Origin of the sequence: Actinoplanes subglobosus, from assembly GCF_042650585.1 — a bacterium.
GTDB lineage: Bacteria > Actinomycetota > Actinomycetes > Mycobacteriales > Micromonosporaceae > Actinoplanes > Actinoplanes subglobosus.
The window spans coordinates 79,664-94,561 of the sequence record NZ_JBHSBL010000007.1 but is presented as its reverse complement, the minus strand read 5'-3'; the positions used below and the strand labels follow the sequence as shown (position 1 = coordinate 94,561).

Annotated in this window: 13 protein-coding genes; 3 read left to right on the top strand and 10 right to left on the bottom strand. The window is 71.2% G+C overall.

Annotation, left to right across the window (positions count from 1 at the left end):
• Nucleotides 1-209: 209 nt before the first annotated feature.
• The 9 genes from eccCb to ACFO0C_RS09340 form a co-directional block, all read right to left on the bottom strand.
• Nucleotides 210-3,587, bottom strand: a complete 3,378-nt coding sequence (gene eccCb, locus ACFO0C_RS09380; protein ID WP_378066177.1) for a type VII secretion protein EccCb — start codon at nucleotides 3,585-3,587, stop codon at nucleotides 210-212.
• 283 nt (nucleotides 3,588-3,870) lie between these two features.
• The gene (locus ACFO0C_RS09375) at nucleotides 3,871-4,869 is read right to left on the bottom strand and encodes a serine hydrolase (protein ID WP_378066176.1); all 999 of its coding nucleotides are present in this window, start codon (nucleotides 4,867-4,869) and stop codon (nucleotides 3,871-3,873) included.
• Nucleotides 4,870-4,937: 68 nt separating this feature from the next.
• Nucleotides 4,938-5,294 carry a PRC-barrel domain-containing protein gene (locus ACFO0C_RS09370; RefSeq protein ID WP_378066175.1) on the bottom strand — a complete coding sequence of 119 codons (357 nt, stop codon included), beginning with the start codon at nucleotides 5,292-5,294 and terminating at the stop codon, nucleotides 4,938-4,940.
• 42 nt (nucleotides 5,295-5,336) lie between these two features.
• Entirely contained in the window at nucleotides 5,337-6,023 is a 687-nt protein-coding gene (locus ACFO0C_RS09365) for a cutinase family protein (RefSeq protein ID WP_378066174.1), read from the bottom strand.
• Between the two features lie 137 nt (nucleotides 6,024-6,160).
• Nucleotides 6,161-6,937, bottom strand: coding sequence for an amino acid ABC transporter ATP-binding protein (locus ACFO0C_RS09360; protein ID WP_378066173.1), 777 nt, complete (start codon nucleotides 6,935-6,937; stop codon nucleotides 6,161-6,163).
• Nucleotides 6,937-7,731: an amino acid ABC transporter permease gene (locus ACFO0C_RS09355; RefSeq protein ID WP_378066172.1), complete on the bottom strand. Its 795-nt coding sequence runs from the start codon at nucleotides 7,729-7,731 to the stop codon at nucleotides 6,937-6,939. Before ACFO0C_RS09355 ends, ACFO0C_RS09360 begins: the two co-directional genes overlap by 1 nt.
• Entirely contained in the window at nucleotides 7,728-8,540 is an 813-nt protein-coding gene (locus ACFO0C_RS09350) for a transporter substrate-binding domain-containing protein (RefSeq protein WP_378066171.1), read from the bottom strand. Before ACFO0C_RS09350 ends, ACFO0C_RS09355 begins: the two co-directional genes overlap by 4 nt.
• Nucleotides 8,541-8,601: 61 nt before the next feature.
• Nucleotides 8,602-9,546: an NAD(P)-dependent alcohol dehydrogenase gene (locus ACFO0C_RS09345; RefSeq protein WP_378066170.1), complete on the bottom strand. Its 945-nt coding sequence runs from the start codon at nucleotides 9,544-9,546 to the stop codon at nucleotides 8,602-8,604.
• Between the two features lie 88 nt (nucleotides 9,547-9,634).
• Nucleotides 9,635-10,705: a neprosin family prolyl endopeptidase gene (locus ACFO0C_RS09340; protein ID WP_378066169.1), complete on the bottom strand. Its 1,071-nt coding sequence runs from the start codon at nucleotides 10,703-10,705 to the stop codon at nucleotides 9,635-9,637.
• Between the two features lie 336 nt (nucleotides 10,706-11,041).
• On the opposite strand from ACFO0C_RS09340, the gene ACFO0C_RS09335 reads away from it, so the two are divergent.
• The 3 genes from ACFO0C_RS09335 (at nucleotide 11,042) to ACFO0C_RS09325 (ending at nucleotide 13,331) form a co-directional block, all read left to right on the top strand.
• Entirely contained in the window at nucleotides 11,042-11,407 is a 366-nt protein-coding gene (locus tag ACFO0C_RS09335) for a hypothetical protein (RefSeq protein WP_378066168.1), read from the top strand.
• Between the two features lie 74 nt (nucleotides 11,408-11,481).
• Nucleotides 11,482-12,489: an SGNH/GDSL hydrolase family protein gene (locus tag ACFO0C_RS09330; protein WP_378066167.1), complete on the top strand. Its 1,008-nt coding sequence runs from the start codon at nucleotides 11,482-11,484 to the stop codon at nucleotides 12,487-12,489.
• An 8-nt stretch (nucleotides 12,490-12,497) separates the two neighbouring features.
• Nucleotides 12,498-13,331 carry a GDSL-type esterase/lipase family protein gene (locus tag ACFO0C_RS09325; protein ID WP_378066166.1) on the top strand — a complete coding sequence of 278 codons (834 nt, stop codon included), beginning with the start codon at nucleotides 12,498-12,500 and terminating at the stop codon, nucleotides 13,329-13,331.
• Nucleotides 13,332-13,337: 6 nt separating this feature from the next.
• On the opposite strand, the gene ACFO0C_RS09320 is transcribed toward ACFO0C_RS09325, so the two are convergent.
• On the bottom strand, nucleotides 13,338-14,894 hold the full coding sequence (locus ACFO0C_RS09320; RefSeq protein WP_378066165.1) for a GGDEF domain-containing protein: 1,557 nt from the start codon (nucleotides 14,892-14,894) through the stop codon (nucleotides 13,338-13,340).
• Nucleotides 14,895-14,898 lie beyond the last annotated feature (4 nt).

Here is a 14,898-nt window from a genome sequence, read left to right as displayed (position 1 = left end):
GCCTGAGATAGGGATTGCCGGAATTCGCACCTACTGATCGGTAGGTGCCGGAGAGGGCAGATGATGCACGGCCCCGCTCCGCCCGGAACCGCACATGAGAAAGGCCGGGCATCCACGGGGGGAGATGCCCGGCCTTTCGCTCCAAATCGAACCACACGCATCGGCATTTCGCTAGCCGCACGGCACTTCTTTGATCGATTCCAGTCTTGCTAGGCCGGAGAGTCCGGGTCACTCCAGGCCGTCTGCACCAGGGTGACGCCGTCGGAGCGGCGCACCAGGAAGCCCCGGCCGGGTGGCTGCGGGCTGGGCCGTACGGTGCCGAAGAGCTGGCCCTCCTCCCGATTGCCGGACATGATCAGCGCGGGGACGGAGAGTTCACGCAGGCGCAGCAGCAGCGGCTCGTACAGGGCCCGGCCGGCGCCTCCGGCCCGCCGCGCGATGATCAGGTGCAGTCCGATGTCGTGCGAGTAGGGCAGCAGCTCGGCCAGCCGTCCCAGCGGATTACCGCCACCGGTGGCCACCAGGTCGTAGTCGTCGACCAGGATGTACAGCTCAGGACCGCTCCACCAGCTGCGGTCGCGCAGCTGCTCGGCGGTGACGTCGGGGCCGGGCAGCCGCCGGGCCATGGCCGCGTAGATCGACTCGATGTTGTCGGCCAGGTGCTGGCCGGTCGTGGCGTGGACCAGCAGGTGCTCGCCGTCGATGGCGCCGCGCAGGTTACGCCGGTAGTCGACCAGCACCACCCGGGCCTCGGCGAGCGTGTACCGCGCGGCCACGGCGCGGGCGATCAGGCGCAGCAGGTTCGTCTTGCCGCACTCGCCGTCGCCGAAGATCACCAGGTGGCGGTCGGCGACCGGGTCGAACGAGACCGGCGCCAGGCCCGCCTCGTCGAGACCGAGAGGCAGGCCGGGTGCGCCGGCCAGGTCGGCGGCCGGGATCAGGGCGGGCAGCAGCCGCACCCGGGGTGCCGGGTCGTCGGGCCAGGCCGCCTTGACCCGGCCGGCCAGGTCGGTGACGCCCTCGCCGATGTCGGTGGGCTCGGTGGATCCGTCGATGCGGGGCAGCGCGGCCAGGAAGTGCAGCCGGTCCGGGGTCAGGCCGCGGCCCGGGCGCCCACCGGGCACGTCGCTCGCGGCCCGGCGGTCGATCACCGAGTCGGCCGGGTCGCCGAGCCGCAGTTCCAGCCGGTCGCCGAACAGGTCCCGCATGCCGAGCCGGATCTCGCTCCACCGGTTCGTGGCGATCACCACGTGGACGCCGAGGCCGAGACCGCGGGTCGCCAGGTCGACGACGGCCTGCTCCAGTTCCTCGAAGTCGCGGCGCAGCGCCGCCCAGCCGTCGACGACCAGGAAGACGTCGCCGAACGGGTCGTCGGTCACCTCGCCGGACGCCCGCTTGCGCCGGTAGGCGGCGAACGAGTCGATCCGTCGCGCGGACCGCTCCTCGACCAGGGCGCTCACCTCGGCGACGATGCGGCGGACGGTGTCCGGCTCGGTCCGCCCGGCGACGCCGGACAGGTGCGGCAGCCCGTCGAGGCTGTGCAGTCCCCCGGCGCTGAAGTCGAGGCAGTAGAACTGCACCTCGCGGGGGCTGTGGGTGAGCGCCAGCGCGCTGATCAGGGTCCTCAGCAGGGTGCTCTTGCCCGACTGCGGGGCGCCGACCACGGCCAGGTTGCCCGGCTCCAGGACGAGCGTGTCCCTGCGCTGCTCGAACGGCCGGTCGACGACACCGAGCGGCACCCGCAGCCGCCCGCTGTCCGGCCAGCCGTCGGCGACCAGGCCGCGCCCGGCGACCACGTGCAGGTCACCGAGCAGCTCGCCGAGGCTCGGTGCCTCGGTGAGCGGCGGCAGCCAGACCTGGTGGGCGGGCCGCCCGTGCCCGGCGAGACGGCCGATGACCACGTCGGCGAGGCTGGGGCCCCAGACCCGGCCGTCATCGTGGGCGAGGTCGTGGCGGCCGGAGACGTAGGTGGCGCGGAACGGGATCACCGGGTCGGCGCCGACGCGCAGCAGACCGGTGCCGGGCAGTCGCGGCAGGTCGTAGGCATCCGGGACGCCGAGCACGGCCCGGCTCTCGGCGACGGAGAAGGTGCGCAGGGCGATGCGGTACGACAGGTGGGCGTCCAGGCCACGCAGGCGGCCCTCCTCGAGCCGCTGCGTGGCCAGCAGCAGATGTACGCCGAGCGCATGCCCCGACCGGCCGATCTCGACGAACAGGTCGAGCAGATCGGGCCGCTGCTCGATCAGCTCGGTGAACTCGTCGCAGATCACCAGCAGCCGGGGCAGCGTGGCGCCGTCGCCGATCGCCCTCTGCCGCCGGTCCAGCTCACCGGCGAGGGCGCTGTGCAGGCGCGCGACGGCGGCCGGCTCGTCGGTGTGGCCCATCACGGCACTGATGTGCGGCAGCGGCGCGAACCCGGCGAAGGTCGCGCTGCCGCGGTAGTCGACCAGGACGAGATTGAGGTCCTCGGGCGGGTTCGTGACGGCGAGAGCGGTGACGATGGTACGCAGCAGCTCGCTCTTGCCGGAGCCGGTGGCGCCGACGACCAGGCCGTGCGGACCCATGGTGCCGAGGTCCAGGTCGACGACCGCGCCGCCCGGGGACAGGCCGAGCGGGATGCGCAGCCCGGTGCCGCGCGCCCGGACGACGTCGGGGTCGAGGGTGGCCGGGTCGCCGAGGTCCAGCAGATCGGGCAGCTCGTTGACGCGCGCCGGAACCGGCGGCTCCTCCTCGACGGGCGGCACGGGCTCGACGGGCGGCACGGGCTCGACGGCCGGGACGGGCTCCATCGGTGGCACCGGATCGGTGGACGGACCGGACAGGTGGTTGAGGGCGATCTGCTGGGCCGTCTGCTCGGCCTGCATCGCGCTCAGGGTGTCGGGCCGGCCCAGGGACGTCACCCAGAGCCCGGTGTCGACGGTGAGCGACGCCGGCGAGACGTCCAGCCGCAGCAGCGAGGGCATGGCACCGGACCCGGCACCGGGCTCCGGCGGGCCGGCGAGCTCGACCACCGTCAAGCTCTCCGGAACCGGCCCGGCGTGGTCGGCACCGTCCAGGACCGCCACCACCGGGACGCCCGGTGGCTCGGCCGCGAGAGCCCGATCGAGATCGGCCACGGTGTCGAAGATCAGACGGCCGCCGGCGACCCCGGTGTGGGTGTGCGGCAACCACAGCAGCCAGTCCCAGCCGGCGCGGCGCTCCGGGGCGGCGACCACGGCCAGGCGCAGATCGTCCGGGGCGTGCAGGGTGGCGAGCTGGCCGATCAGAGCCCGGGCCAGGCCGGTCACCGGCTCGCGGTGACCGCGTAGCAGCACCCTGCGGTACTCGCGGAGCCGCACCGCGACCGGCAGGCCCGGCAGCGGCCCGGCGGTGGACGGCGCCGCCTCGGGGACGACGAGGCCGGCCGGCAGCCGGTGCCCGCCCACCGCGACGCGGACCTCGGCGAAGTCGTCGTCACCGGCCCGGCGCTCCCACATCCGCGGCGATCCGGCCACCGACGCCAGCGCCTCGGGCTCGGGGTGCCGCCACAGCAGGGCGGTCCGCTGCCCGGCGAGGAACCGCAGGTAGTCCCGCGACTCGAGTAGCACCTCCGCACCCGGTGGCGGGGGTCCCGCCTGACGTGGCGGCCGTCGGAACACCTCTGCACTCACGCTGCGTCCTCCCGCGAATCGACGCCCATCGTATGTGCTGCCCGACGTGATCGCGGGGTGACCGCCGGTGCCGGCGGTGAGCTCGGGTTGACGGGGCGACGACGCCGGCTTCCTCGGCCGGGCCCGCTCCTGTACCGGTAGCTGGTCAGATCGCCGGCCGTCGCTCAGGCCGGTTACCGGCCACTCATGATGTGTCTGAGCGACGGCCGGCGATCTGGCGTCAGCCGCCCTTGACCGGGTGGAACGGCCTGGGTGCGGTCCGGGGTGCCGCCTCGCGGAGCGCCGGGGCCGGGGTGGGCAGGTTGTCGAACAGGGTGCGGCCGATCCTGGCGTGCGCCTCGACGGCCGGGTGGGTGGCGCCGTAGTTCTCCGGGTCGCCGAGGCCCTCGGCGAACATCGCGTACGTCAGCAGCGGCGTGCCGTCGGCACCGAACATGATGCCGGCCTCGTGCCGGGACTCCCCCAGCTCGTTGAAGTCGGCGCCGTACTTGGTGGCGACCCGCTCCCGCTCCCGTGACGACATCACCCGGCGGACCCCGTCGTGGTAGCCGTTGAGCCAGCGGGTGACACCGAGCAGGAAGTCGCACGACGACGGTGACAGCAGCGTCTTGGTGGCCAGCCGCCACAGCAGGTCGTGCATCTCGCGCGGGGTGGTCGTACCCAGGAAGAAGCGGTTGGGGTTGGCGACCGGCTCGACCCGGGTGTGCACGAACCCCTTGGCTGCCAGGATCTCGTTGATCTCCAGGGCCGGGACGACACGGCCGCACATCCGCACGGCCGTGTTGTCCGAGACCAGCAGCATCGCGGTGAGGAAGTTGGCGACGGTGATGTCGTCACCCCACACCCGGTGCAGGTGGTAGATGCCGGAGCCGCCGAGGATGATGTCGGCCTGCAGGTCCAGCTTGGTGCCGAGGGTCAGCTGCCCGCGGTCGATCTTGTCCATGACCGCCGTGGCCACGGCGAGTTTCTGCACGCTGTAGCCGTAGGTGACGTGGTCGGCGTCGTCCTCGACGATCGGCTCGGGGCCGCCGCTGGCCCCGACCGCGGCGATGTGGGTGTGCCAGACCCCGCCGGCCTTGCGTTTCTCCTTCTCGTACACCTTGCGGATGCGTGCCGGTCCTCTCGGCGCGGCCTGGGCGGGGCTGCTCACACCGGCTCCGGCGGCAGCTGCCACAGCGCCCAGACCGAGCGCCGATCTGCGGGACATGCTGGCTGACATCGCTCTCCCTCAATGCGAAAACGGTGAACCAGCGGCAAGGTACACCACACCCGCACATAGGTCGCGTTTCAGCGTCGGCCGAGCCTGCGGGCTCCCGTAGGTCCCGCCTGGTAGGGCAGTCCGTAGTGAGCGAAGACCGCAGGCTCGTCAGCGGCCGCCAACTCCCCGTCGAGGTCGATGCCGGGCGCGTTGCCGACCAGCTTCTTGTCGTAGCGGACGCGGATCGCCTTGGGACTCACGGTCGCGCCGGCCAGGGGGACGAAGACGAGCCGGTGCCGGCCGATGAAGCCGACCCGCACGGTGGCGAAGGCCGGCTCGTCGTCGACCGTGTCGACGTAGACCGCCTCCAGGTCGCCGATCTTGTCGCCTTGCGGGTCGACGACGTTCTCGCCACGCCAGTCACGCAGGTTCTCCGCTGGGAACATGCCCTGTGGATTGCCCGGTGACCGCCATCGGAAACCCGGGTGTCAGCTCCCCTCGATCAGACCGGCGGCGAACTCCGCGGCCTGCTGGACGGTGCCGTTGCGCGGGTAGGCCAGGTGTGCCGCGAAGTTGTTGCCGCCGCCGCAGACCGGGTCGCCGTTGTTGCAGAACTCCTTGGCCTTCGGTCCGAACTCGGCACTGCTGCCGGCGATGGTGCGCCGCTGGAGGCCCAGTGGGTTGCCGAAGACGACGACGGCCGACACCCGGTCGGTCAGGTTCGCGTCTATCGCCTCGCCCGCCGTGCCGGCGCCGCGGATGCCCATCGCGATGTCGGTGACGCTGGCGCCCTGCGAGTAGCCGCCGATGACGAACCGCGTCTCCGGACACGCGGCGGCGACCGACGCGATGTGCTGGCTCATGTTGGTGGCGCCGGGCCCGGCGCTGCGCTGGTTGCCCGCGGCCGCGTAGACGACGGCGAACGAGCTGACCGTCCGGCCGGGCAGCTCGGAGGCGAGCTCCTGGGCCAGGGGCCGGCCGACGATACCGAGGCCCTGCGGTTCACCGGTGCCACGGGCGAAGACGAGTTGCACATCGGTGCAGTCGCCGTCGCCCGCGGCCGGTGCGGCCGCGTTGTTGCGGGAGCCGAAGAAGCCGAACCGGGTGGCGGCGAACGCCTGGGGCGTCACCGCCGCTCCGACGACCACGACCGCCGTGCTGATCCCGAACAGCATGATGCGTCGAGACCGATTACTCCGTGTAGCCATTTGCCTCACCCTTTCCGCCATGGGTATGCGTTGAGGGGTACGGCGGGACCTGGGCAGAGGCTCAACGGCCGCCGCGGTGCGCGACGGCCGTCTCAGGATGGTCGTCACTCCTTGCGCTGGGCGCCGATCTCGTTCTCACTGACCCGGGCCGGTTCGAGCACCCGGTGCAGGAACGCGCGGGTGCGCTCCTCGCGCGGTGTGCCGAACACCTCGGCGGGCGGCCCCTGCTCGACGATGACACCACCGTCCATGAACACCACCCGGGAGGCGACCTCGCGGGCGAACGCCATCTCGTGGGTGACGACGAGCATGGTCATGCCCTCGGCGGCGAGGCCGCGCATGACGGCGAGCACCTCACCGACGAGTTCCGGGTCGAGGGCGCTGGTCGGCTCGTCGAAGAGCATCAGCCGCGGGTCCATGGCCAGGGCCCGGGCGATGGCGACCCGCTGCTGCTGCCCGCCGGACAGCTGCGCCGGGTAGGAGCCGGCCTTGTCGAGCAGCCCGACGCGGGACAGGTTCGCCGTGGCGATCTCGGCGGCGTCGGCGCGGCTGCGCTTGAGGACCCGCCGCTGCGCGATGGTCACGTTCTCCCGCACGGTCAGGTGGCCGAACAGGTTGAACTGCTGGAACACCATGCCGATCCCGCGGCGTACGGCGTCGATGTCGCAGTCCGGATCGGTGACCTCGACGCCGGCCACCCGGATCGAACCGGACGTCGGCTGCTCCAGCAGGTTCACACAGCGCAGCAGTGTCGACTTGCCGGAGCCGGACGGCCCGATGACGCAGACCACCTCGCCGGGCTCGACGGCCAGGTCGATGCCGCGCAGCACCTCCAGCGCGCCGAACGACTTGTGCAGGCCGCTGATCTCGATCGTCGACATCACCTCTCCCTTCCGGCGCGGCGTTCCAGCCCGCGGACCAGCTGTGACAGCGGCAACGTGATCGCCAGGTAGAGCAGCCCGGCGATGACCAGCGGGGTGGGGTTGACCCGGGTGTTGAGGGTGTCCCCGGCGAACTTGGTCAGTTCGATCGTGGTCGCGGTGACGCCCAGCACGTACACCAGGGAGGTGTCCTTGGTCAGCAGGATGATCTCGTTGGTGAGCGGCGGGATGACGATCCGGAACGCCTGCGGCAGGATGATCGAGATCATCGCGCGGGGATGCGACATGCCGAGCGTGCGGGCGGCTTCCAGCTGCCCTTTCGGGACGGCCTGGATGCCGGCCCGGATGGTCTCGGCCATGTAGGCGGCGGCGGTCAGGCCGAGGCCGACGGCCACCGATCCGTAGACGCCGCCGGGAATCTCCCGGTCCGGGAACGCCAGGGGTACGCCGTACCCGACCATGAACAGCACGAGCAGGGCCGGCAGCCCCCGGAACAGCTCGATGTAGCCGATCGCGAACCACCGGTACGGCAGGATCGACGACAGGCGCATCAACGCGAGCCCGAGCCCGAGCGTCAGGCCGAACACGAAGGCCAGCAGCGTGTAGACGATCGTGTTCCACAGGGCGACGGTGATCGCCTCGGGGAACATGCTCCCGGCGATGTCGAGCCGCAGGAACGCGTCGGACAGCCGCCCCCAGTCGGCGGCGAGGACCACGGCGCCGATCGCCGCGGCGAACAGGACGTAGCCGGCGGCACGGAAGATCTGCCGCCGGCGTCGTGGGCTCAGGCTCATGCGGTGGGTTTGTCCCCGATCCAGGTGGCGTAGAGCTTGTCGTACGTACCATCCGACTTGGCGGTCCTGATGGCTTCGTCGACCGCGGTGAGCAGCGCCGCGTTGCCCTTCTTGACGGCGAAGCCGTACTGCTCGCCGGTGTCGAAGCCGGCCGCGACGGTGACCTTGCCCGGGTTGGCCTTGATGTACTCGTTCCAGACCGGCAGGTCGTTGACCGCGCCCTCGACCTGGTTGGTGGCGAGAGCCTGCTGGAGCGCGGCGAGATCCTTGTAGGAGACCACCTCGACGTCGAGCTTCTTCTCGGCGACCTGGGTCTTGATGTACTCCTCGCCGGTGGTGCCGCCCTGCACGCCGAGGCGTTTGCCGGCGAACTCCTCCAGCGTCTTGAGCGTGCTGCCGGTGCCGACGGCGAGCGCCTGGGTGGCGTCGAAGTAGGGCACGGAGAAGTCGAGCACCTTCTTGCGCTCGTCGGTGATGGTCATGCCGGCCGCGGCGACGTCGCACTTGCCGGCGTTGAGGTCGGTACCGGACTTGATGCCCTCGAACGGCGTGTCGACGATCTCCTGGGTGACGCCGAGTTTCGTGGCGACCAGGTCGATGAGCGCGACGTCGAAGCCGACGACCTTGCCGGACGCGTCCTTGGACTGGAACGGCGCGTAGGGCAGGTGGGTGCAGGTGGTCAGTGCACCGGTCTTGATGAGCGGAACCCCGCTCGCGGTGGTGCCGCCGGTGTCCTCCTTGGCGCATCCGGTGATCGCCAGTGTCACGGCCGCCGCGAGCAGCGCCGCCTTTCGAGTGCGTCCCAGCATGTTCGTCTCCCCGGCCATTCCCTATCGGACTACCAGAGAATAGTCCAATGTGGTCGACTTCTCAGGCCGCCGGGACGATCACGACCTTGCCGAGTGCCCGGCCCTCGCCGACGTGGGTCAGCGCCTCCGGCACCTGATCGAGGGTGAAGGTGCGGTCGAGGTGGATGACCAGGTCACCGGCCACGCAGCGGTCGGCGACCGGAACGAAGTGGGCCGGGCCTTCCCTGACCGCCAGCACGCCGATCCGGCGGCCGGTGAACGGGCCGATCGTCAGGACCCGCAGCAGCGTGCGGGTGGAGCCGCCGACACAGCGATAACGGCCGCCGGCGGCCAGGGCCCGGCGGTAGGCGAAGACGGAGCGGTGGGCGACGAGATCGAGGATCAGATCGTACGGTCCGGTACGGGTGAAGTCGTCGCGCCGGTAGTCGATGACGTGATCCGCGCCCACCGAACGCATGAAGGCGAGTTTGTGCTCGTTGTCGACACCGGTCACGTCGGCGCCGGCCTGCTTGGCGAGCTGGATGGCGAACGCCCCGGAGCCACCGCCGGCCCCGTTGATCAGGACGCGCTGTCCGTGGCCGGCACCGGCGACGCCCTGCATCGCGATCACTCCGGCCTGCGGGATCGCGGAGGCCTCGGCGAACCCGAGCTCCGGTGGCTTGTGGGCGAGGGCCTTCTCGCCGGCGACGGCGTACTCGGCGAATCCGCCTTTGAGGGCGAGATTGTCCCCGTACACCTCGTCGCCGGGCCGGAACCGGGTGACGCCGGGGCCGACCGCCTCGACCCGGCCGGCGATGTCGGAGCCGAGGACCGGGCGGGCCGGGCGGCGCAGGCCGCCGAGGCGCGAGTAGAAGGGCGTGCCCCGCAGGGTCTCCCAGTCGCTGAGGTTGACCGAGGTGGCCGCGACCCGGACGAGCACCTGCCCGGCGGCGGGCACCGGGACGGGTATCTCCTCGACGCGCAGCACGCCGGGCGGTCCGTACCGGTCGTGCAGGACGGCTCTCACCGGCCCGAACGTAGCACCGCGACGCTCGCCCGGAGCGCCCCGATGCCCGCTCCCGGGACGGGGAGCGGGCATCGGTCCTCCGGCCGGCTCAGCAGGCTCCGGGACCGCCGTAGCGGAAGGTGCGGCCGCTCAGTTTGGCGACGTCGTAGTGGTTGCTGAGGCTGCGCACGTACAGGTCGACGGCGGGGCCGTTGATGAAGCTGACGCTGCCGATGCGCGCCGAGCCGCTGTCCGAGGCGCCGTGCAGGCCGTTGCCCATGGCGGAGCAGGGGGAGTTGCTGGCCGCGGCCACCTCGCCGAAGACCTGGACCATGCCGCTCTGGGTGAAGTTGTTCGACCAGCGGGAGCCGGGGAAGTAGCCGACCCACTCGGTGTCGTAGGCGATCCACCAGGCGCCGCTGTAGTACTGCACGCCCATCCGCTTGGTGGTGTCCTGCGGCAGCGTGTCGCCGGGGCTGACGTTCGAGCTGTACTGGACGAAACCGCAGCCGTTGTAGCACTGGGACTGCCCGTTGATCCAGTGGTAGACGAACAGGTGCGGGTCGGAGTCGCCGTTGACGACCCGGTCGACGTTCCAGCCGACCTCGACGATCTGGGTGCCGTCGGCCGACTGCACGGCCACCTCGGCCAAGGTGTGGTAGTCGGCGGTGGCCAGGGTGGGCTTGTTGATGGAGAAGTTGGCATAGGCGCCGTCAGTAACCGCGGACTGGGAACCGACGTTGTAGTGGAAGTAGACGGTCTGCGTGGCCAGGGCCTGGGCGGCGGCGGTTCCGGCGGCCGGCGGCTTCGGCGGGACGACCTCGGTCGGCGCGGACCTCAGGACCCCGGAGCGGGAGGAACGCCCTTTGGGCGCGTACTCCTCGGTGGCCGGTTCGCCGTCGGGGCCGGGTGCGGCCGCGTCCAGGCCCTCCGCCTTGAGCACCTGGCTGCTGGCGCCGTCGGCACCGACCTCGAGACTGTTCGGCGTCTGCCCCCAGGGCAGTCTCGGTGGAGGCACGAGTTCCGGCTCGGGTTCGGCCTCCGGAGTCGCCGACTCGGTGACCGGGGGCGGCGCCGGAACCTCCTCCGCTCCGGCGTTGAGGGTGGAGGCGAGCCCGATCGAGCCGACCACTGCGGCGACCAGGGCGGCGGCGAACGCTCCTCGGCGTGAATTCGACACTTGTCAGTCCTTGGTTTTGTCGGAAGCCGGAAATCATCTCTTCAGCGGCGCCGGTCACCGTATAGCGCTCGCGTGGCGCTCAGGAATAGCCCGGGAAGCCTTCATCGACGGATTATTCGAATGGGTTAGTCCGAATCGGCGAGCAATCACGTAGGCACCCCCGCTTCGCCTGGACCTGCGGCGATGAGAAATTCTCGGGTCTCGTGTGACATTGCCACCCTGGAGCGCGGTTCGACTTTCGGATGACCCCTGACGAACGATTACTGAAAGAGCCGTCACGGCTTACGGTTCTTTCCAATCATTCGCCTGGAGTCTCCGGAGGAAGGTAGCCGTACGATGAAGATCGTCTCCGTTTTAATGATCAGGTGGCCGTTGTTCGCCGTCCTTCCGGCGCTGGCCGCGATCGTCTGGTGGCTGCTCAGCCCGTTCGGCCCGGCGCGCCGGAGCAGTGCCGGCGGCACCCGCGCGCTGACCTCGGCAACCCTGCGGCTCGGCTGCAACGCCGCACTGCCCGGGTTACCGGGACCGCGTAAGGACTGCCGCTCGGAGCCGCCTCTGCCGGAGCCCATGCCGGCCCCGCCGGCGGCCACCCCGCCGGCACCGGTACGCAAGCCGGCGAAGTCCGCCTACCGCGCCAACTCGGCCGCGCACCGCCTGTCGTCGGCCCCGTCCGTTTCACGCAGATCACACGCGTTGCATTAATTGACATAGTTCGATACGCAGGTGACGATACGACCCACCGCTGTCTGGGAACGCTCCCAGGGAGGAGTCGTGTCATGCGAGGTCGTCTGCTCGGGGCCGTCCTGATCGCCCTGGCGATCGTGGCCCCCGCCGCTCCGGCCCGGGCCGCGGCCGGTGACGGCACCCCCGGCGACACCAACATCAGTTTCGTCGGGCGATGGAACACCACGAACGCCTCGGCATACGTGCCGTACTGGGCCGGGGCGTACCTCCGGGTCGGTTTCACCGGCCGGACCGTGAAACTCAAGCAGCGCAACACCGTCGACCTGTGGGCCTCCATCGACGGTCGGGCGTTCACCGCGTTCAAGGGCTCCGGCACGATCAACCTGACGCCGACCGCGCTGGCCGCGGGCAACCACACGCTGATCGTCAGCTACCGGCAGGTGGCCGGCTCCTACACCGGCGACGCGGTCTTCCAGGGCCTCACCCTCGACGCCGGCGCCACCACGTTCAAGGCGCCGGCCCGCACCGGACTCGTCGAGTTCATCGGCGACTCGATCACCGCGGGCACCACGAGCAGCCAGCTGGCCGTCACCGGCTACGGCTTCCGGACCGGTGAGCGGCTCGGCCTCGACCACACCCAGATCGCGATCGGTGGCATGTGCCTGTCCGAGACCGCCGACGGGTGCTGGGCGCACGAGACCCGGTACTGGATGGCCAGCGGCGGGCAGGCCGGCACCGCGGCGTGGGACTTCGCCCGCTACACCGCCGCCGGCGTGGTGATCAACCTGGGCACCAACGACCGCAGCCACGGCGTGACCGGCCCGGACTTCCAGGCGAAGTACACCACCTTCCTCACCCGGGTCCGGGCGAGGTTCCCGAACGCCAAGATCTTCGCCCTGCGTACGTTCATCGGCCGCTACGCCACCGAGACGCAGGCCGCCGTGCAGGCCCGCAACGCCGCCGGTGACGCCGCGGTGTTCTACGTCGACACGACCGGCTGGCTGCCGCCGGACGGCCTCAGCGACTCGGTGCACCCCAACGACAAGGGCCATCAGGCCGTCACCGACCGGCTTGCCCCGGTCCTCACCGCGAAACTGTAGGAGCGATCATGCTGGCTTCCCTCGCGGCCACCGCCATGACCCTGCTGGCCGGCTGCCTCAGCGCCCCCGCCGCACACGCGGCCACCCCGACCTGCGCCGTCCCCGGCACGCCGGTGGCCGCGGCCGCCCCGGCCGTCAAGGTGTGGATGGCCGGCGACTCCACGATGGCCAACGCGAGCGCGTGCCCGATCGGCTGGGGAAGCCAGTTCGGGTCCTACCTGACCACCGACGCCACCGTGCAGAACAGTGCGGTCGGCGGCCGCAGCATCCAGACGTGGCTCTACGAGGGCAACGTGACGAGCACCAAGGACTCCACCGGCGAGTGCGTGCTCAGCTCCACCGCCTACAGCTCGCGGTGGACGGCGATGCTGAACACCAGCACCGGCTTCAAGTCCGGCGACTACCTGATCATCCAGTTCGGCATCAACGACGGCTCCACGACCTGCCCGCGGCACGTCGGCCCGGCCCGGTTCAAGCAGCTGCTCGGGGTGATGGCGTCGGCGGCGAAGGCCCGAGGTGTGAAACCGATCCTGGTCACCCCGGTCGCCGCGATCACCTGCAGCGGCAGCACCGCCGTCGGCAACCGTGGCTTCGTCACCGAGACCAGGGACGCGGCGGCCGCCAACGGCGTACCGGTGATCGATCTGCACGCCCGCAGCGTCGCCCTCTACAACCAGCTGAAGTTGTGTCCGAACAACGGCGACTACACCTCGGGCGCGGTCGGCGCGTTCTTCTGCAACGACCACACCCACTTCGAGGCGGCCGGGGCCAACCGGATCGCCGGCCTGATCGCCACCGCCCTGCGCGAGCAGAACATCCCGCTGTCCGCCTACCTGAAGTAGGGGGCGCTAAGCGGCAGCGGCGGCCAGCCGGTCGCGGCCCGATCGTTTGGCGACGTAGAGGTGCGCGTCGGCACGGTCGTACAGGTCGCGGCCGGGTTCGCCGGGCCGGCACGCCGCCAGGCCCATGCTGAGCGTGACCGTCAGACCGGGCATGATCGTGTTCCAGTCGCGCGCCTGGATGACCCGGCGGATCCGCTCGGCCACCTCCCGGGCCTCGTCCTCGCCGGTGGCCAGGAACAGGGCGAACTCGTCGCCACCGAACCGGATCGCCACCTCGTCGTGCCGGCAGTGCGAGCGCAGCACCGCGGCGATCTCGCCCAGCACCCGGTCGCCGACGCCGTGCGAGTAGCGGTCGTTGATGTCCTTGAAGTGGTCCACGTCGATGAGCAGCAGCGAGCCGCCGACCACGACCGTGTTGATCCGGCGGTCGAACATCCGCCGGTTGCCGAGCCCGGTCAGCGCGTCCGAGGTGGCGGCCAGGTCGGCGGTCGTGCGGGCCGCCTCCAGCTCGACCCGGCGGTACGCCTGCCGCAGCATGGTGCGCCGGTCCATCCGCAGCTGCCACAGCGCCTCGACGTGGGTACGCAATGCCTCCAGCATCGCCTGGGCCGCCTCGCCGGGGATCTCGAGGGCCGCGGTGGCCGCCAGTTCGTGCTGGAAGAGCAGCCGTTCGGAGTTCAGCGCGGCCAGTTCCAGGCCGGCCCGGAACTCCCGGCGAGCGGCCCGCCACTCACCGGTGGCCCGCATGGTCAGGCCGTGCGCGAGGTGCAGCAGGCGCGACTCGTGGTGCTGCCCGGCCGCCCGCATCTGCGGCAGCAGCTCGGCGACCAGGATCAGCGCCTCCGGGTGCCGGCCCGACTTGGCGTGGCAGACGGCGAGCAGCGCGGCGCCCAGCGGCGAGTCGATGCCCGCCTCCAGCCAGTACCGCAGCACCGGCTCACACCGGCTGATCAGGACCGCCGCCTCCTCGGCGCGGCCCACCTGCTCCAGGCGCAGCGCCCACTCCAGCCACAGTTCGGCGTGGGTCAGCTCGACGCCGGCCTGGTAGAGCTCGTCCGGGGTGTCGAACGACTCCAGGCTGCGGCGCATCGCGTCGTCGGCGAGCTCGAACAGGTCGGCGCTGCGGGCCGCCTCGGCCAGCGAGGCCATCGCGGAGAAGTAGCGGGGACCCTTGCGGGGCGCCACGTCGAGCAGGGCCATCGCGCGGGCGACATGATGCAGCCCGTCGTCGATACGACCGAGATGGATCAGCACCCGGGCGGTGTCGGCGAGGATCTTCGCGTCGGTGGCCTTCGGGCCGCCGAGCACGGACTGGTCGGCGACCAGATCCTCGGCGATCTGCAGCGCCTCGTCGTGGCGGCCGAGGGCGTTCAGGGCGTACATCCGGCCCAGCCGGCTGATCCGGTGGGTCCGCAGGTCGCCGAGCGCCCCCGTGATGGCCTCGGCCTCGTCGGCGGCGAGCAGCGTCTCCGCGTGGTGGCCGCGAATGGTCAGATCATGCACGTGCAGCGCGAGCCCGGCATAGGCGCCGTAAGGCGACACCAGCACCGGCAGCCGGTTCATCGTC